The 26,999-nt window shown below is 41.9% G+C and carries 26 protein-coding genes; 14 read left to right on the top strand and 12 right to left on the bottom strand.

Annotated elements, in window-relative coordinates:
* Nucleotide 1: 1 nt before the first annotated feature.
* The 6 genes from E0F88_RS18220 to E0F88_RS18195 all read left to right on the top strand — a co-directional run bounded on the left by E0F88_RS18220 (nt 2) and on the right by E0F88_RS18195 (nt 6,014).
* Nucleotides 2-571: an RNA polymerase sigma factor gene (locus E0F88_RS18220; protein WP_131959701.1), complete on the top strand. Its 570-nt coding sequence runs from the start codon at nt 2-4 to the stop codon at nt 569-571.
* Complete coding sequence (locus tag E0F88_RS18215; RefSeq protein WP_131959700.1) at nt 543-2,072, top strand: outer membrane beta-barrel protein; 1,530 nt, start codon at nt 543-545, stop codon at nt 2,070-2,072. The genes E0F88_RS18220 and E0F88_RS18215 overlap by 29 nt, the downstream gene beginning before the upstream one ends.
* 120 nt (nt 2,073-2,192) lie before the next feature.
* Complete coding sequence (locus tag E0F88_RS18210) at nt 2,193-3,428, top strand: serpin family protein (RefSeq protein WP_131959699.1); 1,236 nt, start codon at nt 2,193-2,195, stop codon at nt 3,426-3,428.
* A 197-nt stretch (nt 3,429-3,625) separates the two neighbouring features.
* A complete protein-coding gene (locus tag E0F88_RS18205; RefSeq protein WP_165940101.1) occupies nt 3,626-4,924 on the top strand; it encodes an LVIVD repeat-containing protein in 1,299 nt (432 codons plus the stop codon).
* A gap of 40 nt (nt 4,925-4,964) precedes the next feature.
* Nucleotides 4,965-5,549, top strand: coding sequence for a hypothetical protein (locus E0F88_RS18200; RefSeq protein ID WP_131959698.1), 585 nt, complete (start codon nt 4,965-4,967; stop codon nt 5,547-5,549).
* 12 nt (nt 5,550-5,561) lie between these two features.
* Nucleotides 5,562-6,014, top strand: a complete 453-nt coding sequence (locus tag E0F88_RS18195) for an META domain-containing protein (RefSeq protein ID WP_131959697.1) — start codon at nt 5,562-5,564, stop codon at nt 6,012-6,014.
* On the opposite strand, the gene E0F88_RS18190 is transcribed toward E0F88_RS18195, so the two are convergent.
* A complete protein-coding gene (locus tag E0F88_RS18190; RefSeq protein ID WP_131959696.1) occupies nt 6,001-7,116 on the bottom strand; it encodes a glycosyltransferase family protein in 1,116 nt (371 codons plus the stop codon). The two genes, E0F88_RS18195 and E0F88_RS18190, sit on opposite strands and share 14 nt — an antisense overlap.
* A gap of 2 nt (nt 7,117-7,118) precedes the next feature.
* Nucleotides 7,119-7,988 (bottom strand): UDP-2,3-diacylglucosamine diphosphatase, encoded by an 870-nt coding sequence (locus tag E0F88_RS18185; RefSeq protein ID WP_131959695.1) that lies wholly within the window; start codon nt 7,986-7,988, stop codon nt 7,119-7,121.
* A gap of 174 nt (nt 7,989-8,162) precedes the next feature.
* Between E0F88_RS18185 and E0F88_RS18180 the strand changes: the two genes are divergently transcribed.
* The 4 genes from E0F88_RS18180 to E0F88_RS18165 all read left to right on the top strand — a co-directional run bounded on the left by E0F88_RS18180 (nt 8,163) and on the right by E0F88_RS18165 (nt 13,215).
* On the top strand, nt 8,163-9,608 hold the full coding sequence (locus E0F88_RS18180; RefSeq protein ID WP_165940100.1) for an energy transducer TonB: 1,446 nt from the start codon (nt 8,163-8,165) through the stop codon (nt 9,606-9,608).
* Nucleotides 9,609-9,735: 127 nt separating this feature from the next.
* Nucleotides 9,736-10,599, top strand: a complete 864-nt coding sequence (locus E0F88_RS18175; protein WP_131959693.1) for an SPFH domain-containing protein — start codon at nt 9,736-9,738, stop codon at nt 10,597-10,599.
* A 1-nt stretch (nt 10,600) separates the two neighbouring features.
* Nucleotides 10,601-10,783 carry a type II toxin-antitoxin system antitoxin gene (locus E0F88_RS18170; RefSeq protein WP_131959692.1) on the top strand — a complete coding sequence of 61 codons (183 nt, stop codon included), beginning with the start codon at nt 10,601-10,603 and terminating at the stop codon, nt 10,781-10,783.
* A gap of 248 nt (nt 10,784-11,031) precedes the next feature.
* Nucleotides 11,032-13,215 carry a S9 family peptidase gene (locus E0F88_RS18165; RefSeq protein ID WP_131959691.1) on the top strand — a complete coding sequence of 728 codons (2,184 nt, stop codon included), beginning with the start codon at nt 11,032-11,034 and terminating at the stop codon, nt 13,213-13,215.
* Nucleotides 13,216-13,462: 247 nt separating this feature from the next.
* Here E0F88_RS18165 and E0F88_RS18160 read toward each other — a convergent pair whose 3' ends face one another.
* The 8 genes from E0F88_RS18160 to E0F88_RS18125 form a co-directional block, all read right to left on the bottom strand.
* A complete protein-coding gene (locus tag E0F88_RS18160; RefSeq protein WP_131959690.1) occupies nt 13,463-14,986 on the bottom strand; it encodes a M28 family peptidase in 1,524 nt (507 codons plus the stop codon).
* Nucleotides 14,987-15,003: 17 nt separating this feature from the next.
* Nucleotides 15,004-15,297, bottom strand: a complete 294-nt coding sequence (locus E0F88_RS34765) for a PIN domain-containing protein (RefSeq protein WP_131959842.1) — start codon at nt 15,295-15,297, stop codon at nt 15,004-15,006.
* A gap of 115 nt (nt 15,298-15,412) precedes the next feature.
* The gene (locus tag E0F88_RS18150) at nt 15,413-15,658 is read right to left on the bottom strand and encodes a hypothetical protein (protein ID WP_131959689.1); all 246 of its coding nucleotides are present in this window, start codon (nt 15,656-15,658) and stop codon (nt 15,413-15,415) included.
* Between the two features lie 216 nt (nt 15,659-15,874).
* Complete coding sequence (locus tag E0F88_RS18145) at nt 15,875-19,168, bottom strand: S41 family peptidase (protein WP_131959688.1); 3,294 nt, start codon at nt 19,166-19,168, stop codon at nt 15,875-15,877.
* Nucleotides 19,169-19,253: 85 nt separating this feature from the next.
* On the bottom strand, nt 19,254-19,559 hold the full coding sequence (locus tag E0F88_RS18140) for a nucleotidyltransferase family protein (protein WP_131959687.1): 306 nt from the start codon (nt 19,557-19,559) through the stop codon (nt 19,254-19,256).
* A 1-nt stretch (nt 19,560) separates the two neighbouring features.
* Nucleotides 19,561-19,962, bottom strand: a complete 402-nt coding sequence (locus E0F88_RS18135) for a nucleotidyltransferase substrate binding protein (protein ID WP_131959686.1) — start codon at nt 19,960-19,962, stop codon at nt 19,561-19,563.
* 81 nt (nt 19,963-20,043) lie between these two features.
* Nucleotides 20,044-21,024 carry a porphobilinogen synthase gene (gene hemB / locus E0F88_RS18130; protein ID WP_131959685.1) on the bottom strand — a complete coding sequence of 327 codons (981 nt, stop codon included), beginning with the start codon at nt 21,022-21,024 and terminating at the stop codon, nt 20,044-20,046.
* 133 nt (nt 21,025-21,157) lie between these two features.
* Nucleotides 21,158-21,844: a response regulator transcription factor gene (locus E0F88_RS18125; protein ID WP_131959684.1), complete on the bottom strand. Its 687-nt coding sequence runs from the start codon at nt 21,842-21,844 to the stop codon at nt 21,158-21,160.
* A gap of 222 nt (nt 21,845-22,066) precedes the next feature.
* On the opposite strand from E0F88_RS18125, the gene E0F88_RS18120 reads away from it, so the two are divergent.
* The 4 genes from E0F88_RS18120 to E0F88_RS18105 all read left to right on the top strand — a co-directional run bounded on the left by E0F88_RS18120 (nt 22,067) and on the right by E0F88_RS18105 (nt 25,975).
* A complete protein-coding gene (locus E0F88_RS18120; protein WP_131959683.1) occupies nt 22,067-23,071 on the top strand; it encodes an alpha/beta hydrolase in 1,005 nt (334 codons plus the stop codon).
* Between the two features lie 160 nt (nt 23,072-23,231).
* Nucleotides 23,232-24,053, top strand: coding sequence for an enoyl-ACP reductase FabI (locus E0F88_RS18115; protein ID WP_131959682.1), 822 nt, complete (start codon nt 23,232-23,234; stop codon nt 24,051-24,053).
* Between the two features lie 189 nt (nt 24,054-24,242).
* On the top strand, nt 24,243-25,025 hold the full coding sequence (locus E0F88_RS18110; RefSeq protein ID WP_131959681.1) for a hypothetical protein: 783 nt from the start codon (nt 24,243-24,245) through the stop codon (nt 25,023-25,025).
* 125 nt (nt 25,026-25,150) lie between these two features.
* Nucleotides 25,151-25,975, top strand: a complete 825-nt coding sequence (locus E0F88_RS18105) for a DUF4349 domain-containing protein (RefSeq protein WP_131959680.1) — start codon at nt 25,151-25,153, stop codon at nt 25,973-25,975.
* Between the two features lie 19 nt (nt 25,976-25,994).
* On the opposite strand, the gene E0F88_RS18100 is transcribed toward E0F88_RS18105, so the two are convergent.
* Nucleotides 25,995-26,639: a Uma2 family endonuclease gene (locus tag E0F88_RS18100; protein WP_131959679.1), complete on the bottom strand. Its 645-nt coding sequence runs from the start codon at nt 26,637-26,639 to the stop codon at nt 25,995-25,997.
* Nucleotides 26,640-26,666: 27 nt separating this feature from the next.
* Nucleotides 26,667-26,999, bottom strand: coding sequence for a hypothetical protein (locus tag E0F88_RS18095; RefSeq protein ID WP_131959678.1), 333 nt, complete (start codon nt 26,997-26,999; stop codon nt 26,667-26,669).

Here is a 26,999-nt window from a genome sequence, read left to right as displayed (position 1 = left end):
GATGACCTTTAACGAACAGGAACTGGTGAATGGCTGTAAGCAGCGCAACCGATTCTCCCAGAAACAATTGTATGATGTTTTTGGGGGGAAGCTGTTTGCTATATGCATGCGTTACACCAAAAACCGCTCGGATGCTGAAGATGTACTGCAGGACGCTTTTATCAAAATTTACGAAAATATAAGCTCCTTCCGTAACGATAGCCCGCTGGAATACTGGTTGAAGTCAATTGTTGTCAATACGGCTTTAAATCACCTCCGGCAGCAGAAATACCTGAAAGATCTTGATGATATTGAAGTATATGAAAACGGCATTGCTGACAGAGAAATAACACTGGGAGATTTCCAGATGCAGCAGTTGATGGGTTTTATTCAGGAACTCCCGCCGGGCTGTCAGGTTATTTTTAATTTATATGCGATAGAAGGCTATCAGCATAATGAAATTGCCCAGAAACTGGGTATATCCGAAGGAACCTCAAAATCGCAGTATTCGCGGGCAAGAGGAATTCTTCAGCAGAAATTGAACAGAGAAAAAAGATTTGACGATGGATCCGTCCGAAATACACAACTTTGAAGATCAGTGGAAAAAGGGTTTTGACGAAGCTTCTGAAACGCCTCCGCCATCGGTGTGGGCAGGCATAGAAGCACGCCTTGACCGTGAGGAAGATGATATAATTCCGCTTTGGTGGCGTTCGCCAAAGCTTTGGTACGCTGCTGCTTCTATTGCTGCCTTACTTTTGGTAGGAGGCGGACTGTGGTTGAGTAACCGCTCTGGAATATCTGATAAAACTGGGGTTGAAATGGCCGCAAAAACCGCGTCTTCCACGGCGGAAGAAAAAGTAAATCGAAAAGAATCAGCTGATCCGGCTGTTAAAAAGCAGGAAAGTACCGAGCTGATTGCCAGTGATCATTCTACAAAAGGAAGTGTTTCGGGAACCGAAAAATCCACTGCTTTTACAAAACAACCGGATCACAAACCGTTAGGAAACTCAGTAGGTACATCCGAAACATTAATCGCTACCGGCAAACAACTTGCAACAAGGAATAATGCTGATCGTAGCCTGGCCGTTTCTGGAAATGAAAGGATCAGCAGGCAAAGCGGCCTGTCACCGGAAATAAAGACAATTGCTTCCGAAGAAAATATTTCACCGGCAAAAACTGATTTTAATCCGAATAAGGCCGTGGCGGTTTCCCGGGAAAATAAAATCCAGGTTGATTTATTAGAGCCTAATCAGTATAGCGATCTGGATGTTTACATGCAAAAACGATATGTTTTCTTTAAGGCTGACCAAAAAGCGGAAGAACCGCTGCCAGCTCCTAAAAAACATACGGAATATTATGCCGCGGTGGGTTTGATGCCCGCTTCGTTCAATCCTGATGTGAAGATTAAAGCCGCTCCGCTGGCCTTTTCTCAGATGGCATCATCCAGGCAAAAAGCAGTGACAGGTACAAGTGAAGCCGGAAACTCCTATGCTATTCAAACACAGGGTGGTATGAGATTATCGAAGCATTGGTCTATGGAAATGGGATTGAATTATCTGAAAGGTAATTCCCGCTATGAAGGCGGCGGGTATCTTTTGGATGCTACGAGCAGCGCAAGCTCCAATGTATTGGAAAGTGCTTTGAGTGGAATTTCAACCAACCAGGATTATACGACCGGTAAAAATCAGCAAATAGTCGGAAGCAATGCTTTTTATATTGATGTAAATAAAAAGGTGAACAATGATTACCAGTATCTGCAATTGCCTGTGCAGGCTGGTTTTACCTTAAATCCTGATAAAAAATTGAGCTACTCGGTATTGGGTGGTATGATGGCTAATTTCTTTCTCAATAACCAGCTGGAATCTGCCTCAGGGGAAACAATTACTACCACCGCCGACGATGGCGTGTACCGCGGTATGAACTGGGCGGCAACAACCGGTCTTCGTCTTAATTACCGGCTTAGTTCTAAATGGAAAGCCAACCTGACAGGTTCTTATCAGAAAGCAGTTTCCTCAGGCTTCAAGGCCAACCAAAGTCTGGAATCGCATCCTTACCTCTATGGTGTTTCCTGGGGTTTCCGTTATTCTTTTTAAAATAAATACGATTTCGTTCCAACCATTTTTGCTTCGAAGTGATCTTGGTTAAAAGCTTTTAAAGAAAACCTGATTTTGTCAGTCATTCATCTTCATAAGATTCTTTAAAATTTATTAGCCATGTTTAAAGTTCTTAAAACCTCCATTTTGTTTCCGGCATTTTTGGCCGGAACATTCTGGGCCTGTAACAGCAACAGTGTTAATCCGGATGACCAAATCAATCCGGTTGAGATTCCATCCAATATCGCGGCTGGGACAACCACTTTTGCATTTGACCTTTTCAAAAATTTACAAGCTACGCAACCTGCAAACGAAAATCTTTTTGTTTCACCGCTAAGCCTTCACATGGCTCTTGGGATGCTGCTGAACGGTGCCGAAAACGAAACAGCCGCTGAAATTTTAAAAACCCTGCAAATGGAAGGGATTTCACTCACTGATTTAAATAAGGCATATCAAACGCTAATAAAGGAACTACCGCTGGCCGACTCGAAAGTTAATCTCGGGCTGGCAAATTCAGTCTGGCACCGGAGTGAATTTCAGGTAGAAACTGATTTTAAAAATGTGTTGAAGGATTCGTTTGATGCCGAGATAAACGGATTGACTTTCAATGATGCTGCCAAAGATAAAATCAATCAGTGGGCAAGTGAAAAAACAAATGGAAAGATCAAAAAGGTGATCGACCAGATCAAACCGGAACAGGTGATGTTTTTGCTAAACGCCTTGTATTTCAAAGGCGACTGGAAATATCAGTTTGATGCAAAAAATACCATTGATACTGATTTTAAACTGGAAGCCGGATCGAGTAAAACTGTGAAGATGATGTATACCAAATCGGATTTCAGGGTAGCTGCAGGAAGTAAATACAATGCAATCGAGCTGCCTTACGCCAATGGTCAGTTCAACGTAACCTTGCTGATTCCTCAGGGACAAAATACAATTGGTTCCGTTATGTCCGGAATAACGGCGCAGGAATGGAGCGAACTGCAGTCCACCCGGCTGACTGAAAAAAATGTGGAGGTTGGTTTACCGCGTTTTACATTTTCTTACTCAGCGAAATTAAATACTACACTTGAGAAAATGGGTATTACCCGTGCCTTTACAAATGCGGCACAGCTGGGAAAAATTAATAAAACAGCAGATCTTTTTGTCGATTTTGTAAAACAGGACACCTATCTCGGAGTCGATGAAAAAGGTACTGAAGCGGCTGCCGTTACTACTGTCGGTATAGGTGTCGAATCGGTTGGGCCGGAGGATGCCAGGTACATCTGCGATCGTCCTTTTGCTTTAATTATCAGTGAAAAAACTTCCAATACGATACTCTTCATGGGAAGAATGATGAATCCGGATAGCAAATAATTAATTTTCATCAGTTCTGAAACCAAAGAAATTTAAGATAAAAATACCTGCAACTGCCGGTATTTTCGGGGTGCGTTATCGTCCGGAGGCTTTGCTTCCGGACGATTTTGTTTTCATTCCAACCTTTTCAGTTACAAATGAGTCTTAGAAATATGTAAGAAAAAAACCGTATTCTCTCATACCTGACAAACCTTTCCATGAAAACAAAACTACTTCCGTTTGTGATCATTTTCGCGGCCTGCGGCTTTTGGTCCTGCAATGATCAATGTAAAGAAACACGTGTTACCCGCCGTTTTACACAGGTTACACTTTCTTTGATGGAACTGCGTATGCAGGTAAAAGCAGAGTCCGCCCGCTCCCTGGAACGTCCGGGAAAAATGTATGTAAAAGGTAATTATTTGTTTGTCAACGAAATCAAAGAAGGAATTCATATCATCGACAACAGTAATCCGTCCAGCCCCAAGTTTGTTTCATTTATTAAAATTCCGGGAAACGGGGATATTGCTGTGCGGGATAATATTCTCTTTGCCGACAGCTTTTCCGATTTGGTTGCACTCGATATCACCGATCCTGTGAATGCAAAGGAAACCGGAAGGGTTCGTAATGTATTTAAAAATGGTGTGTTCGATGGCGGAGGCTGGTCTCTTAACGAAACAATCGGATCGATAAATGATTCTAATGTAGAGTTTGTAACAGAAGAAATTACCACGAACTGCGAAGATGGTGTTTCGCCTGGCTGGTGGTGGGGCGGTGGGGTTTTCGCACTGGCTGATCTGGCATCTTTCAGTTCCTCATCTCCTGCTGCATCTCCTAACTCTGCCGGTTCTAATGGGCAGGCAGGTTCTATGGCACGTTTTGCACTGCATCAAAACTTTCTTTATACGGTAAGTCAAAGCAGCCTTCAGCTTTTTAATATATCAAATCCGAGAGAGCCGAAAGATTTTAAAACGATCAATATGGGCTGGGGAATTGAAACCATTTTTCCATATCAGAACAAACTTTTTATTGGCTCTTCTACCGGAATGTTTATTTATGACAACAGCAACCCGGCAGAACCTGTAAAACTGTCTTCGTTTCAACATGGCCGCGCCTGTGATCCGGTGGTTGTACATGATGACATTGCATACGTCACGCTTCGGACCGGTACTGCATGTGTAGGATCACAAAATCAGCTGGATCTGGTTGATGTAAGTAACCCTTCTGCTCCGCAGCTGATCAAAAGTTACCAGATGCAAAATCCGCACGGACTGAGTATCGATTTCCCAAATCTGTATTTATGTGAAGGGGAGCATGGCTTGAAGGTATTTGATGTAAAGGATAAATTTGCCGTAAACGATCATCAGTTGGCTCATTTTAAAGACATGGATGCTTATGACGTGATCTCTCTTGGTAAAACGTTGCTGCTGATCGGGAAAGATGGATTTTATCAGTACGATGCCACCAATCCAAAAGATTTGAAATTGCTTAGCAAAATTCCTGTTGGAAAAGAGATTTAATTAGGTGTTGTAAACAGTTAAAACTTTAAACAATAGCCAGATGAAATCACTTTTTTTATTTACAATACATTTGCTGATACTGAGCCCGGTGATGGCACAGAAGTCTGTACCGGTTAAAAGATTTGTGAATCACACAGAGGTTGGCGGGCTTTTTGGCCGTGTCAATTACGGAGATGTAGCCAACAATAACCCGGAAATGTCCGAAAGTAAGGTTAGTTTAACCGTTCAATCTTATGGTGGTATCAAACTCAACGACCGTCTTTCGACCGGATTGACCGTTGCGATCGATTGGTACAAAGCAGCCCTGATAAATCCTGTTTCTGCCGGAGTAAGGTATGATCTTACCAATGGAAAAGCTGCCCGACTGTTTGCGTCGGCAGATGCAGGATATGGATTTGCCTGGTTTCATAATGATTTAGACGGATACAAAACCAAAGGTGGCCTGATGCTCAATCCTGGCATCGGGCTCAAATATGGCAAGCCGGGTAATTCTGCTTTCACCATCGTACTTAGCTGGAAACGCCAGCAGGTGCAGGTGGATAAACCTCCGCTTTGGAATGGCACAGAAAGATGGGAGGACCGGGTCTACAACCGGCTGGCAGTTCGGATCGGAATGAGTATTTAAAATGATATACAAATGAAAAGTTTATTGGTCATCTTTATTGTTTTGCTCATCAGCGCATTTCAATGTGGTAAAGAAGTCGATTGCTGCGTAATGCCGCCGTGCAGTGATTCGCCCACTTTAGAAGGAAGCTGGAAGTTAACCGGCTATCGGGATATAAGTACCGGAAATCTCGAAATCGATCCGGATTTGAATGCAAAGGGAGTTGTTTTTACTTTTAAGGATGATGAAAAAACCGGAAATATTGAGGGACATACTTCTGTGAATACAGTTTCCGGCTCTTACGAGCTGATGGAATATTGTCGTTTAAAAGTCACTTCTTTTGGTGGAACCAAAGTCGGCGAACCGGCGTGGAGCAACCGGGCCTGGCTGGCTTCTGACTCTACTTTTGGATATGAAAGAATAGGAAACAACTTAACAATTTACCGAAATACAGGTAAAGAAGGAATGGTTTTCAGGAAACAATAGCTTTTTTAGCCGGTGACGTTTCTTTTTTACTTACTGCTTCTATTTCGTTTACAAACATATTTTCACCACGCCGGTACCATTCCCTGAATTTACGGGATTGGTCCTGGTGTTTGGGAAGGTAATCCTGCAGGACCGACAAATCAAAGGTTTTGGAAGTAACGCCTGCTCCCGAAATTACCCCATCCAGCGCATTACATTCCTGTTCAAAATGATTGGGAACAGGTACCATCATCACCGGTTTACCCAGATACATCGCTTCACAAACAGATTCAAAGCCTGCGGTTGTCACCAATGCCCGGCAGGAGGCGAGCATTAGCAGATATTTATCGCTGTTGATACGGTGAAAGGTAAGCGTTTCGTCATATTGGAAAACCTCGGATGCATCTGTGTTGTCCCAAAAACAATTTAACCGAACTTCCGGATGGGATATGTGCCAATCGATAATCTGTTTGCTGAGGCTGTGGTGCGTCATGTAGACCAGGAAGAAATCACCGGAGGTAACAGGTAAATCCAGCACTTCTTTGCGTAACAAGGGCGGAGCAACTGTCACTTTCAAATCTGTTCTTGATTCAATTTCGCGAAATGACAGCGCAAGCCGTTTTACGGAAAGCCAGGAAGCAGCTTTCGAATTGAGGTTTATGAGGAAACGGTTGAAATGATTGTTTTTTGGGAAAATGAACTTTGGATGAAGCAGCAGATATTGATGCGCAATACAAACCATTGGGATCCTGGGCCGGAAGATGACATTGTAAAGTCCTCCGTAAGTTTCATAAAAGCTGATGATCAGTTCAGGCTGAATTTTAGTGACAGTCTGATTTATAAAATTGAGTCCTTTATGGTAAGAAGAAAAATTGGTCAGCAGGGAGCTAAGAGTCCGTTTTACATCCATTTGACCGTTTTTGTAAACGATATTGGGTGCCGCGAATTCGTAAACGGGAACCAGAATTTGCTCCGAAAAAAATGAAGGAATGGTTCGTCCGACAGATTTACCTACCATGGCTCCGGCAATTTCGTGGCCTGCTTTTCGTAAAATTTGCCCCAAAGCAATTGCTTGAGTCAAATGTCCGCGTCCTTCTCCCTGCACCAAAAACAAAATTTTCATGACTAAATAATCCGTTGATTTTTACCAAGAAATACACCGGTAAATGCAACCTGTTTTTCTGCTCCCGGAAAATTTTCTATGACCGTTGTTTTATCTGATTTGGCCGTTTTGGGTTTTTGTTCAGCGAGTTGCTGATCATAGTAAAGCAGGCTCCAGTTACCTTCGAAGTCTTCCACCAGCGCGCTTAAAGTTTCTACCCAATCGCCTGAATTCATATACTTTATACCATCAATTTCCCGAATGGCCGGATGGTGAATATGCCCGCAGATTACACCGTCGCAGCTTCTGGAGCGGGCAAGTTCTGTGAGTTTTTCTTCAAAGTCGGTCATGTAATTAACCGCCAGTTTCACCGACTGTTTGATTTTCTGAGAAAGGGAATAATAAGGTAACCCTCTCCATTCGCGGTATTTATTGTAAAATTTGTTTACCCAAAGTAAAAAAGTGTAACCCATATCACCCAGGTAAGCAAGCCATTTGAGGTTGCTGGTGATAGAGTCAAAAATATCGCCGTGTGTGACGTAAAACCGCTGCGTTCCGGAATTCAGGATGTAATCTTTCCGGATCTGGAAATTTTTACCAAGGCGTAAAGGAATGATCTGGTCAAGAAAATCGTCGTGATTTCCTCTGATATAAATGACCCTGGTTTTGTTTTCCTCAATCATTTTCAAAACCCTTTTAAAAAACATGGTGTGTTTCCGTTTCCAAACACCATATTTTTTCAGCTGCCAGGCATCGATGATATCACCGTTTAAGATCAGCTTTTTGCAGGAATAACTTTTAAGAAAATTAGTGACCTCTTCTGCCTTCGAACCACCTGCTCCGAGGTGTAAGTCAGAAATAATAATGGTCCGGAAGTGAGTTGTATCTGCCATGTTACAAATATTCTCATTTAATGTTACCTGGATGTTAATGGCAGATTATCAGTGTGTTAAGATTGTTGTAAAAGTGTCTTCCTATAACGGTTGAGAAATAGTTCTACGAAGTGTCAAATGAGATTTAAAAAAAGGAATACTTCTTTATATTTGTCAAAACCCAAAACAATAGCCATGAAAGGGATTCTAACCTGTGTTTTTCTTCTTACAAGTTTTACCGGCGTATTTGCCCAACAGATTTATCAGTCAACCGAAGTAGAAACGGCGGCAAACCCTGGCGGCGGTGAAGATGTATTTAATCATTTTATAGCATCTAATCTAAGGCCGCCAATTAAGTCTTCATTCAGAGGTTTGAAAGGCAGGGTGTTTGTAAACGCAGTTGTTGAACCGGATGGAAGTTTGTCAAATCTTTCTGTTTTAAGGGGGATTGATGAACTGTGTAATAAAGAAGCAATTCGTGTATTAAGCTTATATAAAGCCTGGAAGCCAGCAATTATAAAAAAAGAAGCAGTTCGGCAGGCAGTCGTATTGCCGGTTGTATTTAAATCAGATCCTGTTGAAAGTTATGATAGTACATTACAAAGTCTGGTTCATTATTTTGATAAAAAAGGTGGTTCCAACCGAATCGATGATCAAAAGAACAGAAGATGTATTCCGGTTGATGATTTCGGTTTTATAAACGGGGATGTCCTGTTTCAGGAAAAAGAAGGGACTAAATGGTTGACAAAGTTTTCTGTTCCTTTGAAGAAAGAAGAATTCTGGAAACAAATTAACGAAAATGGTGAAGCAGACTCCATATCTGCGGTAAGCCTGAGCACACGGAATGAGCAATCGAATTCGACTATTTACCAGGTATTACAACGAGATCAAAAAGGTATGATTCTCGATTTTAGTGAGTATGCTGAGGACGGTAAAATAACGCTCAGCAAATCCTTTTTCTCTACCGGTGCGATTAGAGAAATGACGATTTATGGTAATGACAAGCATCAGCATTTCCATTGGTATGAGAATGGGCTGCTATCAGGGATTGTTGAAATGACTGATGATGTATTCAAAAGACCGTTGACGAGTATTATCAAGGAGTTTTATGACCGTGGTGGAAATCAGCTGGTAAAAAATGGAAATGGTTATTTTGTGGATCAGGGCAACTCCATACCGGGATTTGACGGCACAGGCGAAGTAAGGAACGGTGTGAAAGAAGGAACCTGGATAGCGAAATCAAAGGACAGTACACTTCTTTATGAAGAATTTTATGAAAAGGGAAATCTTACAAAAGGTACATCTTTCGACAAAGGAGAGAAATTTGAGTATACGGAAGTTGAAGTCATGCCTGAATTTTCAGGCGGATCGGCGGCTATGTACAGATATCTCTCTCAAAATATAAAATATCCAAAAGACGCTGCGAAGAAGAATATTACTGGTCGCGTTTTTACAACTTTTGTAGTTTGCGAAGACGGTACTTTGTGCGACTTTAAAGTTCTGAAAGGATTACATGAGAGTATCGACAATGAGGCTGTCCGTGTACTGAAGGGAATGAGTGGGAAATGGGAGCCGGGATGGCAAAGAGGTAAAAAAGTAAAAGTGAAGTTTAATCTGCCGATTAATTTTCAGCTTCAATAATTAATCACCACTCATCACATCCCAAAGCCATCCAAAAGCTTTGGGATTTTTTTGTACCTTTTTGTAAAAAGTTTTGAATGTAAAGTGATAATATTGTGATATCATTTTACTATCATAATCCTAAGCTATGGAAGAAAAAGAATTACGTTCGATGTCGGGCTACCTGCTGTTTGCAGTCGGTCTGATTATGTTGTTTGGCGGCGTTGTTTATGTCGTCGTCACCGGAAGTCCGGTTGTTGGAGTACTTATTTCAATAATTGGTTTTATTATCCTGATCGGCCTTACTGTTATCAATCCGAATGAAGCAGTGGTTACCACATTTTTCGGGGACTATATGGGTACCATGAAGCAAAGCGGTCTGCGCTGGGTGAATCCATTGTTTCGCAGAAAAAAGCTAAGTCTTCGTGCCCGCAACCTGAATGGTCAGAAACTTAAAGTAAATGACAAACTGGGTAATCCGATTGAGATTGCGGCGGTTGTTGTTTGGCGTGTTGGTGATACGGCAAAAGCTTCTTTTGAGGTGGATGATTATATCAAATATGTTGAGATCCAGTCGGAAGCAGCGGTGAGACACCTGGCGGGTATTTATGCTTATGATACCATGGAAGCGGAAGAACTTGAAATTCATGAAGTTACTTTGCGTGACGGAAGCGGTAAAATCAATGAAATGCTGGAAGCAGAACTTACTGAACGTTTGAGCCGTGCGGGTGTGGATGTATTGGAAGCAAGGATCAGTCACCTGGCTTATGCACCGGAAATTGCCGGAGCGATGCTTCAGCGTCAGCAGGCGTCGGCTGTGGTTGCAGCAAGGCGGCAGATCGTAAACGGAGCCGTAGGCATGGTGGATATGGCACTGGCAATGTTGTCGGATAAAGGCATTGTACAGCTGGATGAGGAACGGAAGGCGGCTATGGTTTGTAATTTGCTGGTAGTGTTATGTGGTGAAAAATCGGTAACACCTGTTTTGAACGCCGGAACTTTATATCCGTGATATGGCCGAGAAAAAAGCTTTTGTTTTACGTGTTAATCCTGAAATGCTCAAGGAACTGGAGTCCTGGGCACAACAGGATTTTCGCAGTTTAAACGGACAGATCGAATATTTACTAAGTGAAGCGCTGAAAAAACAGCGACGGTCGAAAGGGAAAGGGCCTGAGCCGGAAGGGGAATTGGTTTAAGACATTACGACCTAATTGAAATTACAGCGTTGTTAATGCTATTCAACCACTTCGTGGTTGTGGACAGGTTGCTAAATATATGAATCCCCGGATTTTATCCGGGGCTATTTAAGTTTAAGTCCTTTGGACTTATTGTTGCAATCAGAGTAGTCGGCCATTTCTAATACGTAGAATGCTGTTTTTGAAAATCAATTCGTTAAAATTGCACTATTATAGTTGTCATACTATTTAATTTTTAACCAAGCCCGATGAAGCAGGTATTAAAAACCATAGTCTTTACCCTTATTTCATTCCAGATTTTCGCGCAAATTCCTGCAAACTTTCAGTGGCTGTCTGATGGCAGCGGCTATCATGATGTGGATCAGGGAGAAATTGTTGAGGTAAAATTACCTTCCCAGCAACCGAAAACATTTATTTCAAAAGCACAATTAACGCCTGCGGGAAGCAGCAGTCCACTCTCAATCAGAAGTTATACGGTAAGTAATGCCGGTGATAAGGTCTTGATTTACACCAATTCAAAACGTGTATGGAGATACGATACAAGAGGTGATTACTGGGTTGTGAACCTGACGGATAAAACACTTAAGAAACTTGGAAAAGGCCTTCCTGAATCGTCACTGATGTATGCGAAATTTTCACCTGACGGTAAGAAGGTAGGATATGTAAGCAAGCATAATGTGTACTCCGAAGACGTTCAAAGCGGTAAACTTACTCAGTTGACCAAAGACGGAACAGACCGAATCATTAATGGAACATTTGACTGGGTTTATGAAGAGGAGTTTGACTGTCGTGACGGTTTCCGGTGGAGCGATGATAGCAAATCCATCGCTTACTGGCAGCTCGATGCCCGAAAGATTCGTAATTTCCTGATGATCAATACAACCGATTCGATCTACTCTTTTAACATTCCTGTGGAATATCCGAAGGTTGGCGAAACGCCTTCTCCTTATAAGATAGGTGTGGTGGATATTGCTACGGCCAAAACAAAATGGATGAACATTCCCGGTGATCCACAGAATACCTACGTGCCAAGAATGGAGTGGTCGGGACAGCCGAATGAACTTGTGATTCAGCAATTGAACCGTAAACAAAATGAAAGTACTTTGATGTACATCAATACAGCTTCGGGTGTTTCAAAACCTTTTTATTCGGAGAAGGATAATGCCTGGGTCGATATCAAAAGCCGCTGGGAAGATGGCCCGATGGGCTGGGACTGGCTGAGCAACGGAAAGGAATTTTTATGGGTAAGTGAAAAAGACGGATGGCGTCACACATATCGCGTAAGCCGGGACGGGAAAAAAGAAACGCTTGTTACAACGGGCAAGTATGATATGATCAGTCCGGTTCGTATCGATGAAAAAAACAATGCATATTACTTCATGGCTTCGCCTGATAATTCTACCCAGAGTTATCTGTATGTAGCTCCTTTGGATGGGAAAGGTGAAGCAAAAAGGTTATCAGCCGCAGAACAGGCCGGAACGCATAACTACGAAATTTCTCCCTTAGGCAAATTTGCAATACACAGTTTTTCCAACGCACGTATGCCTTCGATGACTGAATGGGTTACGCTTCCGGATCACAAGCCACTTGACGAAAGCAAATCCATACAGCAAACCATGATGCGGATCCGTGTAGCAAGCATGGATATTGAATTTTTTAAGGTAAAAACGGATGAAGGAATTGAAATTGATGCCTGGATGGTGAAACCCAACAATTTTGATCCCGCTAAAAAGTATCCGATCGTGTTCACCGTTTACGGAGAACCCGCAGCATCCACTGTTAAGGATACTTACGGAACGGGCCGAAATCGCTTATATGCAGGTAACATGCAGGAAGACGGATACATTTATGCCTCTGTCGACAACAGGGGTACACCGGTTCCAAAAGGAAGTGCATGGCGGAAATCAATCTATAAAAATATTGGTATAATCAATATCCGGGATTTGGCAGGAGCGGCGAAAGCGATGTTTGAAAAGTATTCTTTCATCGATACAAGCCGCGTTGCGGTGCATGGATGGAGTGGTGGAGGATCGTCTACGCTAAACCTTATGTTTCAATATCCTAAAATGTTCAAAACAGGTATTTCTGTGGCTGCTGTGGGAAATCAGCTGACTTATGATAATATTTATCAGGAACGTTACATGGGCTTACCTCAGGAAAACCGGGAAGATTTTGTAAAAGGATCACCAATTACCCACGCGAAAAACCTGGTGGGTAATTTACTCTATATTCACGGTACCGGTGATGACAATGTTCATTATCAAAATGCAGAAATGCTGGTGAATGAACTGATTAAGAATAATAAGGTATTCCAATTTATGCCATATCCAAACCGGACGCATAGTATTTCAGAAGGAGAAGGAACTTCCCGGCATTTGAGAACGCTCTTCACGGATTATCTTAAAAAGAATTGCCCCCCGGGAGCAAGGTAAACGGTCTGAACGCTTGTCATTCGGTCTGAATGGCGCTAGCCAGGCTGAACGAAAAGTATTTAGTCTGAACGGCAAAGCCGGGCTGAACAAAAAACGTAGCGAGTGTTTTAATAAAAAAAACCGGTCAGAACATCAAAATATTCTGACCGGTTTTTTATTGGTGTCAAGGGCTAGATGTGTAAGCCCAACTTTGGTTTTGGCCAGATTCCGTTCAGCCCGACTGCGTCGTTCAGACCAGACATCACCATCATTTTCCGTATAATTTCTTAGCAGCCTCTTCATACTTGTCACCTGCAATCCATTGAGGTGCTTTGGCCATGTCGGCAATTAATCTTGCGGCATAAGTGTAGGCCTGGCTAAATTTAAGCAGATAATTAAAATCAATTGTTTCGGGATTATCGGATACCTGGTGATAGTTTTTCATAATATCACCGTTGAATTCTCTGAAACCAGGAGTAAAGGTTGGAGCAGGAATTCCTTTTTTTGCAAAACTTACATTATCAGAGCGGTCAAATAAACCTTGTTCAGGAGATGGATCTGCAAAAATACCCAGTCCAAATGCCTTGCTTGCCGTTTCCATTTCGGCTTTTGCGCCTGTACGATTCAGTCCCATAACAGCTACAATCGTCGTATCGTTATAACCTGCACCGTCAGAATTGATATTGAAAATACATTTGTTTAAAGGAAGCAACGGATGCGCGGCATAATACTGGCTTCCCAGCAATCCCACTTCTTCGGCTGTTAATGCCACAATGAGAACAGAACGTTTTGGAGGCAGTTTTGAGAACGATTCGGCGGCAGCTAACAGTCCAACCACGCCAAAAGCGTTATCGCGCGCTCCATTGAAAATACTGTCTTCCGGTGTATAAGCCTGTCCGCCCTGCTTGCCCACACCAACATGATCATAATGTGCAGTGAGCAAAATGTATTCATCCTTTAATTTCGGATCGCTTCCTTCGATAAGCCCGACAACATTGTAGCTATTTACTTTTTGCGATTTTCTTCCGCTGGTTTTAAATCTGACTTCTTTTACAGCACGCAAAGCACGTGTAATATCAGCTTCTTTTCCGTTTACCCAGGCGTGCGGAATTGTTTTGGCAGAGACATTTTCAGGTGCTAAACCTATTTTTTCTCCCGTGAAATATCTGTTGACCATGTTCCATGGCATCGGGGCGTTAAACAGTTCAATCACAGCAATTGCACCTTTTTCAATTGCCACTTTGCGTTTTTCAGTCGACGATGCGATGATCTCCGAAGGCGTCTGTACATCCGGTGTTCCGCTTTGAACCAGCACGATTTTTCCTTTTACGTCCAGATCTTTATAGTCATTCCAACCCTTTTCTGCATTTTCAAGACCATATCCTGCATAAACAAGTGGTGCAGTTACATCCATTGCGTCGCCACTCATCAGTATCCAATCCGTCCCGTTTTTAAGTGTTACTGCATCAGCAACGATTTCTCCACTCGCAACTGCCCCCAGTTTTTCAAAAGGCACAGCCTGATAATAAGCGTTGTTGCCGGTACTTGCTGTTACTGATTTAACACCTAGTTTGCGAAATTGCTCAGCGATGTAACGCGCCGCAACCAGATTTCCCTGTTCCCCTGTACGTCGTCCCAGCAATTCATCTGCCGCCAGAAACCGCATGTGCGCTTCTGTTTCGGTTTTTTTAATGGAAAATTCCGGAGGCAGGCTTTTTTTCTTCTGGGCAAAGGTTGATTGACTAAAAGCTGTAAAGCATAAAACAAACAGAAGCGTATTTTTAATTGTCATTTAAATTTGAGGTTATCCTATAAGATAATTATTTGAAGATCAGTATGTTTTTGGATTCGCTTGTAGTCAGATTTATTATAAGTGTAAAATCGATTACAATTCAAGCTTTCGGCCAGTGCGGTATGAATACAATCATTGATGTGTTTGTATCCAATTTGTTGAGCTAAATATAATGCTCTTGTGATGTTTGTTATCTCAATCGTTTTTACATTAAGTGTGTTCCAATATTCGAGTTCCTGACTGATAATAGAATTAGCAACTTCATATCTTGCCAAGCCATATCCGACTTCTTGAATTACAAGTGTTGAAATTACGAAAGCATCATTTTCAGAGCATCAATGATAAGCTCGTTAGCTACTTTATTTTTAAGCGCATCTTGCAAAGTGATAGCGTTAAAAATAACGTCTGAATCAAAATAATACATTGCTAAAGATTTATATCATCAACAATTTTATTGAAATCAGTTTTACTTACCACTTTTATCGATGGATGGTCAGCCCTATGGATCAAATAATTTTTCACAGCCTGATGGTTGGTTTCCTTTTCATCAGCAGCTGTATAATTTAAATCTTTAACAGTAATCTCAACATCCTTATTACCAAATAGAGATTTGACAGAATCTATGAATTTAGAATTTAAATTATCTGTATTAAGCTGAAATGTGTGTTGCATGATGACTTTTGTTTTTTGTAATTCAAATATACATTTTTTCAATTACGAATCCTTGGGGCTCTTGTCCTCAATCCCTTGCAGCAAAATTCAATTTATCAATGAACCTTTGTTCAGATTATTTACACCAACCAACGAACATTAGTTTTTTTACAAATTAGTAACGAGAACTTCTGGCTGATGGACCAACGGGAAGTTCTCGTTTAATTTCTCATCAAATCATCTCCCCGACTTATCCGGAAACTTCGGAATACCCGGCACGCCTTTCGGACCGGATTCTGTCAGTTTCTTTTTCATCTCTTCAATCGCGCGGTCTAACTGAACGTCATTGCCCAAATATTCTTCATGCGGATCGTTGACAACTTCGATATCAGGTGATACACCATCTCCTTCAATTATAAATTTTGAACCGTCTGCTGCAAAATGGGCAAATTCCGGTTTTCTTAAATCGCTGCCGTCGATAAATGGCAATGATCCCCGAATACCCACAACACCTCCCCAGGTACGCTGCCCGATAAGCGGACCAATGTTATAAAACCGGAACTGGTAAGGAAACAAATCACCATCGGACGCAGAATATTGATCAATCAAACAAACTTTCGGACCAATTTGTGCGTCCGGTTTAACGGTTGCTGATTTACTGTTACGCATCATCGCACCCAGGCCCGGCTGGCGGCGCAGGCGTTCGATGATCATTGGTGAAACGTTGCCGCCTCCATTACCACGGTCGTCGATAATTAATGCTTCTTTGTCAAGTTGTGGATAGAAGTAACGGGCAAACTGGTTAAGTCCGTCAGGTCCCATATCTGGGATATGAACGTATCCGATTTTTCCGCCGGATGCTTTGGTTACCCTGGCGATGTTGTCCTGTACCCATTGATGATAGTACAATTCGGACTCGTCGGCAATCGGTTTAACAAAAATCCTGCGGCTTCCTTTTGCACTGGCAGCTCCGTTTACTTCTATTTCAATGGTTTGTCCTGCTTTTCCTATTAAACCCTGGTAAAGATTTACAAAGCTTTTAACGTCATTACCATTAATACTGATAATAAAATCTCCTGCTTTTACATCAGTTCCCGGCGAACGGAGCGGAGAAACAAGCGATTTATTCCAGCTTTGTCCGGATAAGATCTTTTCAATTTTATAATACCCACTTTTGTCACGGCTGAAGGTAGCGCCAAATAACCCCATTTTAACACGGTCTATTTCAGGACGATCGCCCGGGTTCGTGTAGGCGTGGCCTATATTCAGTTCGCCGATCAGCTCTCCGATGAGATAGGTAAGGTCGTTGCGGTGGTTAACGTAAGGAAGAAGGGCTGCATATTTATTATGCATCGCTTTCCAGTCCACACCGTGCATATTCGGATCATAAAAATAATCCCGCATCTGGCGCCAGCTTTCGTCATAAATCTGTTTCCATTCGGCGTGCAGATCCGTATTGTTTTTCAAACCATCCAGATTCAGTTTATTTTTTGGATCAAGTTTGGATGTTCCCAGGTCTTCAATATACCAGTCGGCCATTTTGCGGACCAGGATCTTTTTCCCATCAGGACTAATCACATAACCTCCAAAATCACCGATCTCGGTTTCTTTTTTCTCTTTCAGGCTGAAATATTTAAAAGAACGATCTTTCCCTGCCGAATTAGATGTGTAATAAAGACCATCAGGAGTAGCAACAAGCCGGTAGTAATTGCCAGCCGTTACAGGCAGACTTTCAATCCGGTCCGCCAGATTTTCCTCATCTATTTTGAGAATAATTCCTTTCTCAGCTTTCGGGTTATCTATTTTTACAACAGCCTTTTTGCCTTTTTCATCTTTTACCACCGCGGTTGTCGCTTCAACCTTTTCATCTTTTACCAACACCTCATCATTTTCAATCTGGAATGCTGACTTCACATCGGCCCCTAAACGGATCATGTAGGGTTTTTCCATGTTGTTGTACACATGGTTCCATTCCGTATTGCTGTATGTGGGGTTGAAATCACGCGCAGAAACGAAATAAAGTATTTTTCCATCGGGGCTGAATGTAGGCTGATTACTGATATACCAGCTGTCTGTTACCTGTATTGCTTTTTTTGTATCAATATTATAAAGTTTGATGACATCAAATTCACGTGCTTTGCCAGGTTCAGTGTAAGCGATCCATCTACTGTCAGGAGAAACAACATAGTCGTCAATTTCACGAAAGTCATTGTGTGTTACCGCTGTTCTTTTCGCAGTTGCTACATCTACATAATACAGATCCTGATTTCTGTCGGCGAGCAAAAGATATTTGCTGTCGGCACTCCACACCGGGTTGAATTTATAACTTCCACCGCCTTTGGTAAGCTGTTTTGCGGGTTCGGTTCCATCCTGCTTTTGAATATACAGTTCATCTTCACCGCTTTTGTCAGACAAAAAGCTGATCCATTTTCCGTCAGGACTCCATTCCACATTACGATCGTGTGCACTGCTACTCTGCGTCAGGTTGCGCGTCACGCCATTTTTAGCAGGAACTGTATATATTTCACCTCTTGCGCCAATGGCCGCTCTTTTTCCATCAGGTGCAATGGCATAGCTGTTCACTGCTTTTGAAGCGTCAGTTTGTTTGTTACGTCCGGAAGAAAAATCTTCTGAAATCGTGATCGTCAGTTTATCTGCTTTCCCGGAAGTAAGATCATACAGGTAAATATATCCGCCGTTTTCGAAGGCAATCGCGTTGTCACCAAGGGAAGGGAATTTACAGTCAAACTCTTTAAAGTCGGTTACTTTTCTGGTCTGCCTGCTTTGTGTATCGTACTCAAATAAATTCATTGTACGGTCTCTGTCGCTGAGGAAATACACTTTGTTTTTGTAATACATCGGGAAAATATCCTGCGCCGGATTGTTGGTAACATTCTCCGTTTTTCCTGATTTTACATCAAATATCCAGATATCATCCGCCATACCGCCTTTATAGTATTTCCAGGTACGGAATTCCCGGAAAACACGGTTCATAGCCAGTTTGCTGCCATCTTCATTATAACTGCTCCATCCTGCAACTGAAAAAGGCAGTTCCTCACTCAGATCCCCGCTCAAAGGTGCCTTGTAAATTTTACCTTTAAAAGCATTAAACGAGGTTCCCCGGCTGCGATAAAGCACATTTTTATCATCCGGAGTCCAGCCCATTACAATGTTGTTCGGCCCCATGCGGTCGGCCACATCGTCACGGCTTAACGTTGCTGTGTAAGTAATTCTTTTGGGTTCTCCGCCAGTCGAGGGCATCACAAATACTTCGGTATTTCCGTCATACTGTGCAGTGAAAGCAATTTGTTTACCGTCATGACTGAATTTCGGGAACATTTCATAACCCGGATGACTGGTAATCTTTCTTCCCACACCACCGCTTTTTGGAACAGTGTAAAGATCACCGGCATAAGAAAATACAACCTGGTTACCATGAACAGCCGGAAAGCGGAGCAAACGGGTTTCCTGGGCGTGAAGGCTGAGTTGGGAAAGACCGAGAAGCAAAAATAGAGCGTAGGTTTTCTTCATATAGATATCAGCTTATAATACATTTAGATCGAAAGGGATTCGTGAGATAGTTCAAGCGCTAACGGGCACAGAAGTATATTAATAACTACTGTTTTTTGTAAAATAAAATACCGGCACGGTCTATGTGTTCGGTTAATTGTTGGTTTTGTATAGCATCATAATCCAATACATCGAAGTGATATGGCATCATGGTATCTTCGTTCAGATATCCGGCAATCGTTAAAATATGAGAGAAAGAAATGTTATCTCCTTTAAGAGCAATATCCACATCGCTCCCTTTTCTATAATTGCCTTTTGCACGGCTTCCGAAAATATATGCTTCTTTAACACCGGGATAATTTTCCAGGGCATGCTGAATAGCCAGAATATCTGTTTCCTGTAAACCGAACATATTATAATTCAGGTTTTAATCTGTTGTAAATTTCCTTCAATAAAGGGTAATAAACAGACTGGATTTCGGCTACGACCTTTTCTGCGGTATCTTCATCATAGGTATGTGAAGTTAAATTCCGGTTTTGAAGTGTCCGAAGCCAGGCATGACCATCTGTAATTAATTGGATCTCAAATGCTTTTTTTATAGTGTCACGAGGTGATCTCAATTCCAAAAACCCCAGTTCTTCCATATATTCTTTCATTACATTCCATGATAATTCAAAGCCCATTTCAAAAAACTGAATCAATCCTGCTTTTTGAATTATATCCGGATTTTGAATCTGCATGGCATGTTCAAGGTAATTCAGTGATTTTTCGAAATTCTGAAATCTTTGTTTCCACCTTATTTCTTCATTACCCATCGTTTTGAATATTTAAATGAGCTAAAAATACCTTCAGCCGCCATATTTTTCAACAAGGCAATATGAAGGTATCTCGTTTTATTACTTATTCAAAATCACAGCAGCTTCCTTGGCAAAGTAAGTCAGAATGCACTTTGCTCCGGCGCGGCGGATGCTCATCAGCACTTCCATCATGGCACGGTCGCCATCAAGCCAGCCGTTGAGGGCAGCAGCTTTAATCATGGCATATTCGCCGGACACATTATAGGCAGCGATTGGTATGTCAAAATTCTCATCCAGCTGGCGAATGATATCCAGATAAGACAAAGCAGGCTTAACCATCAGCATATCAGCACCTTCCTCAAAATCCAGCTGTGCTTCCAGTAATGCTTCACGTCTGTTTGCGGGATTCATCTGGTAGGTCTTTTTATCACCAAACTTCGGAGCAGATTCAAGCGCATCGCGGAAAGGACCATAAAAAGCACTGGCGTATTTGGCTGAGTAAGACATAATGCTCACATCCGTAAATCCGTTGGAATCCAGTGTATCACGCAGATATTTTACACGGCCATCCATCATGTCACTTGGACCGAGAATGTCAGCACCGGCTTTCGCCTGCGCCACCGACATTTTTCCCAGGATTTCAAGTGTGGCATCATTCACAATTTTACCGTTTTCAACCAAACCGTCGTGGCCGTCGGAACTGTATGGATCCATGGCAACGTCGGTCATGATCACCAGCTCAGGGAATTGCCCCTTTATCGCCGTTATTGCTTTCAGATAAAATGTGTCTTCTTTATAACTCTCAGAAGCGATTTTGTCTTTTTTACTTTCAGGATAATTAGGAAATAAATCAATAGCGCGGATTCCCAGATCGGTAACCTCTTTAAGTTCTTCCAAAAGATTATCCAACGAAAAACGGTAGATACCCGGCATGGATTTCACCTCCACTTTCTGGTTGGAGCCTTCCTGGACAAACATTGGGAAAATAAAATCGGAGACCTGCAGGTTGGTTTCCTGCACCAAATCCCGGATACCAGAAGATTTTCTGTTACGCCGTGGACGACGAGTGATGTTAAACATAAGCTTTCGGCGATCAGCACCAGGCTGGTTAATTATTAATTACACAGAGAACCACGGAGAAATATATAGAGTTTCACATAAATACTTTTCTTACCTGTTATTTTCCCTCTTCCCGTTCCTCCATTTTCCTTTATCACCCCACCATCAGCTTAAAACCTTCACCATGCAAATTCATAATCTGTATCGAAGGATCTTCCCTGAAATGCTTGCGTAATTTGGTAATGTAAACATCCATACTTCTTGCGTTAAAATAGGAGTCGTCTCCCCAGATGGTTTTCAGGGCATAACTGCGGCTGATCGGCTGATTGATATTCTCGCAAAACAGTTTTAATAATTCCGATTCTTTACTTGTTAACCTGGCAGGTTTATCTGCGATTGTGAGCTGTTGATGACTGTAATCGAATGAATAATTTCCAACCTTGAATAGTTTATTTTCTTCCTGTATTTCAGGTTGTTTGCGGTAGCGGCGCAGAATTGCTTCGATTCGTAATAAAAGCTCTTCACGGTCAAAAGGCTTGGTAACATAATCATCAGCACCGACGCGGAATCCCTGCATGGTATCTTCCTTCATGGATTTGGCTGTGAGGAAAATGATAGGCACATCACGACCGCTCATTCTTACTTCTTTTGCCAGAGAAAAACCATCTTTTTTTGGCATCATTACATCAAAAATGCAAAGATCATACTGCTTGTCTACAAAACTTTGCCAGCCTTTTTGCCCGTCAGTAGCAAGGTCCGTCGGAAAACCTTTGTCTGTGAGATATTCCTGGAGCAGCATTCCAAGATTGGCGTCGTCTTCAACAAGTAAGAGGTTAGGCATTGGGTAAAAGTGATTGGTGATTAGAAAATCTGCTGTCAACGCTTTCAACGATAAACGGTTACACGCAGGAGTTCAATGCTGTTTAAAAAAATCTTAACCGATTTAACCACTGCAATATCACAAATTCGCGTCTATTCCCGAATTCGTGTCATTATCAATTACAATTTTGTGCCTAAAACTACCGAACTTTCGAAGTAAAAGAACCTTCTATTCTCTTAATTTATGTTAAAGATCATTCTTGGGATTGCCGCCGTTGTCGTGGTTGTTGCCATTATTTACTTTGTGGGACCCTCCGTTCCGGCTGTACAGTTCAGCCCTGTTTTACCTTCCGTGCCGCAGGATTTGTCTGCTTTGGAACAACAGATTGATCTTTCTGAAAAAGGAATCAAAAACCTGAAACGAAATAACCAGGCAAGGATCGTTTGGGCCGATTCAACAAAAAAAGCAAAAACGCCTTACAGCATCGTATACATTCACGGTTTTGGCGCAAGCTGGGCCGAAGGAGAACCTATTCATCGGGATTTGGCGAAGCGTTACGGAGCCAACCTTTATCTGGCAAGAATGCACGATGCGGGAATTAATGATCCTGATGCATTTGATGATCTGACGCCTGAGAATTTTATGCAGGAAGCAAAACGAGCACTTGCTGTCGGGAAAGTTTTAGGAGATAGCGTGATCGTGATCGGAACGTCCGCCGGTGGTTTGCTGACCGTTTACCTGGCCTCAACCAATCCTGAAATAAAGGGAGTCGTGCTTTATTCGCCCTGTATGGCGGTTGCTTCGCCTGCGCTTAAACTGGTAACCGGGCCGTGGGGAAGAAAAATACTATACACCATCATGGGCGAGCATCGCAAACCTGTGGATAACGATCCGGAACTGTCCAACTACTGGCTGCAGAGTTATCGCACCAACGGCCTTCTGACTTTACAGCAAACGATCGATGCGATTGCAAGGCCGGAGGTTTACAAAAAAATAAAGATGCCTTTGTTTTTAGGTTATTATTTCAAAAATGAAAAAGAACAGGATCAGACGGTTTCTGTAAAAGCCATGCAGGACATGTTTCCGCTGCTCGGTACTCCGGATAATCTTAAAGTAGAAAAGGCATTTCCGGAAAGCGGTGACCATGTAATCGGTTCTTATCTGCGTTCAAAAGATGTGAAAGGTGTGTACGAGGCCACAGATCAGTTTTTCCAGAAAAAGCTTGGATTAAAACCGGTTAATAAATGAGGGAATGAAGGCAGGATGTCGTAACAGATTATTGGTATAACACGGCAAAAATGCTTTACTTTGCCGGCTTGATAAGACATTGTCAGTCGCTGGACATAAAGAATTCATTTTCGTCAGGCATTGCATGACTCACTTGACTAAAAAATATTAAACGAAAATTATGGCTTACGGTTTATTAAAAGGAAAAAGAGGAATTATATCAGGTGCTCTTGACGAGAATTCAATTGCCTGGAAAGTAGCGCTTAAAGCAAAAGAAGAAGGCGCAATTTTCACTTTGACAAATGCTCCGATCGCGATGCGGATGGGTGCTATTCAGGAACTTGCCAAAACCTGTGATGCCCAGCTGATTCCGGCCGATGCCACTTCGGTAGAAGATATCGAAAATCTTTATACGCAATCTATGGATGTGCTTGGAGGTAAAATCGATTTCGTTTTGCATTCAATCGGTATGTCAATCAATGTTCGTAAAGGAAAATCTTACGGCGATCTGAACTACGAGTGGATGCAGAAAGGACTGGATATTTCAGCCATTTCCCTTCATAAATTTTTACAGGTAGGAGAGAAGCTTGACGCCATCAGCGAATGGGGTTCTGTGGTTGCCTTGTCCTACATTGCAGCGCAACGTACCTATTCTTTTTACAGCGACATGGCCGAAGCAAAAGCGATGCTTGAAAGTATTGCCCGCAGCTATGGCTATCGTTACGGAAAAGCTAAAAACGTTCGTGTAAACACCATTTCGCAGTCACCTACAAGAACTAAAGCAGGTTCAGGGATTGAAGGATTTGATGCATTTTATGAATTTGCGGAAAAAATGAGTCCGCTTGGAAACGCAACGGCAGATGATTGTGCAAACTACGCCATCACACTTTTCTCTGATCTGACGAAATATGTCACCATGCAGAATTTGTTCCATGACGGTGGTTATTCCTCAACCGGTATTTCTGAGGAATTGGTGCAAATGATACAGCAGCAGAACCAATAAAAATATACTTTCGTTTTCGACAGAAAGCGTTAAAATCCCTTCCTGAACTTGTTTCGGGGAGGGATTTTATGTTTTTGGTAAAATAATTCATCCGCTTGTCCGTTCGGCGTTGTATGATATTTGTGAACTGGTTAGTTTCGCCCTATAAAATAATTAGCTATGCTCCTTAAAATAAACACCTCTGATTGGATGAAGACTTCTTTTGAATGGAAATATGTGATGGTTTTTTCTCTGACATTTCTGCTTGCTGCCTGCGGCGGAGAAAAAGAGGCCACAAAAGCACTTCCCGATGCGCCGGTGTATACGCTGGTTTTTTTAGATAAAACACAAAGCGTCAACGTGAATAAAAATTACGTGAATGAAAAATACCGCCAGGCCCTTACGGACATCATGGAAAACAACATGAAAAACAAAGGAGATAAACTGGAAGTGTATTTTATTCATGAAAATACGTCGAAAGCCCGGGCTATGTCTGTGATGGTCCGTAGTGAAAAAGAGAACACGGACGCAGCCAACGCAACCGACCGGGAGGCAATAGAAACGGCTTATTCGATGTCTCTTCAAAAGGAAAAGGGAATTTTTCTGCGTCAGCTTCTGGCTAAGTTAAACCAGCAAAATACGGGTTCTTCCAACTTATCTACAGATATATGGGCAAGTTTGCCGGTGATTGCCAAAGCCGGAGAAAGCGGAGCAGATGTGAAGGTTTACTATTTTAGTGACATGATCGAAAGTGTGAAGGGTGCAGACCGCCGTGACTTCCATATCAAACCGCCCAAAGACGATTCCCAGGCCGAAGAAGAAGCAAAAGCCGACAGTAAAAAACTTGAACAATACGCAATCGGAGCACCTCAGGTGACGATTGTCTCGCCCTTTGAAGCCACAGCATCTTCCAAAGAAAACAATCCACACGTTACACATTACTGGCAAACACTCTTTCAGGAGTTAGGAGGCGTGAGCATAGAGGAGTTGTAGTCATTCCGGCTTCGTTTTGTTAAAATTTATCTTTTGGAATTTTCATGAATTTATCATGTTATTTCTAAAACTATGTATATTTAAGAAAATTATATATACATAAATTTTAACTTTATTAGCCAGCTATGAAAAATCTGATTTTGCTCGGAATGTTTTCTTGTTTTTTGGCCTGTTCCCAAAAACCGGAAACTGATGCTCTTGCGATGAATATTGATCTGATGGCCGCCCCACAGCCAATGGAAATTCAGGTTGGGCCTGAAATTCAAACGGAAGATAAAAGTTCTGTGGTCAGAAAGCTTGTTAAAAATGGAATAGTTGAATTTGAAACAGCGGATGTAGATAAAACAAAAAGCCAGATCACAGCTGCGGTTTCCGCAAATAAGGGTTATGTTTCTTCGGATCAGGAAAATAAAATGGCGGACAAGCGTAATTACACTTTGGTTGTTAGAATTCCGTCTTCCAAATTCGATACGTTTTTAGTCTCGGCGACAAAGGGAGTTTTATATTTTGATAGAAAACAAATCAATGTAAAAGACGTCACTGCTGAATATGCGGATCATGAAACGAGACTAAAAACTCAAAAGGAAATTGAAGCACGATATTTACAGCTTCTTAATCGTGCATCGACTGTAAAGGATATCCTTGAAATCGAGAAAGAGCTGGGAACAATCCGAACTGAAATTGAATCTGCGGAAGGACGGCTGAATCTTTTAAAAGATGAAATAGGGTATTCTACATTGGAGATCAATTTTTACAAAGTCAGTTCTACGCCCGCTTTGTTTTCTTATCAGATCAAATCTGCTTTTGTAAAGGGTTGGGAAAATCTTCTCGGCTTTGTCCTGATCGTCATTGATCACTGGCCTTTTGTGTTGCTTGGCACAGGATTGTGGTTTGCAGTAGCTAGATTTCGAAGAAGGAGGCGATTTTTAAAACACCCGGAAGAAGTATAATTGCTGAGAATTCGAAACTTCAAAAACTAAGAATGGTTTTCAAATTTTCGGCTTCGTCAAAAATGGCCTGAACGGGAATTTGAAAGCCAGTTACAACAAAACTAGTTACAAATCCCTGGGATGATTTCAGGATCAGTTCGTAAATATTGTCTTTTAAATAATACAGCTCAACGGTTTGTCTTTCCGGATCGATAATCCAGTATTCTTCAATTTTGTGGGCCTGATAATCCTTGAATTTTATTCCTCTGTCGCGCGCCTCGGTTGACTCAGATAAGATTTCAATCACAAGATCGGGAGCTGGAAACAGTATTTGATCCTCTGTGAAATGTACAGCTTTGTCCTGACGGAAGAAGCAAATGTCAGGTTCATAATCGTTTCGGGTAAGATTAATTAGTATTTTTTCAATACCGACAAAACCTAAACCGTGTTTCGCAGAGTAAATGTTTAATAATTGGGCAAGTAAAAGCGAAGCCTGATTGTGTCGCTTTTTAACCGGTGAATGAACGACGATTTTACCATTTATAAATTCAACTTTTTGTTCGTTTATGTTATTCCGAAATTCCAGTCTTTCTATGTATTCCCGACTTAAACAATCATAAACTTCCTGCATCAGTAATGGCGCATTTGGCTCTTCTAAAAGTTTAGATATAATTTTATTATTCATCGAAATTAGATTGTTTAGTTCACGTCACTAAAACGCTTTCTTCGTAAAATAACCTGACAAAGCCGCAAATCCTCCCAGCAATCCGCCAACAAGCGAAGTTACTGCCAAAAGCAATATCCCGTTTGGTAAAGAAAAAATCTCTGCAATCCGGTTTGACATGGCGCCTTCTGAACGGACGTGCAGATATAAGCCATAAGCCAGCCACAATAATGCGATGGCCAGAAAACCGGTTGCAAAAGATCTGAAAGACGTCGTTGCCGGTCTCCAGAGCAGAATCAGAAACGGAGCCAGAACAACCGTCCACCACGGACCAAAATACTGGAAAATGGCTGTGACGATAATAATGAGGAGAATATTCAT

Source organism: Dyadobacter psychrotolerans (genome assembly GCF_004349265.1).
Lineage (GTDB): Bacteria > Bacteroidota > Bacteroidia > Cytophagales > Spirosomataceae > Dyadobacter > Dyadobacter psychrotolerans.
This window is presented reverse-complemented; position numbering and strand designations above follow the sequence as displayed.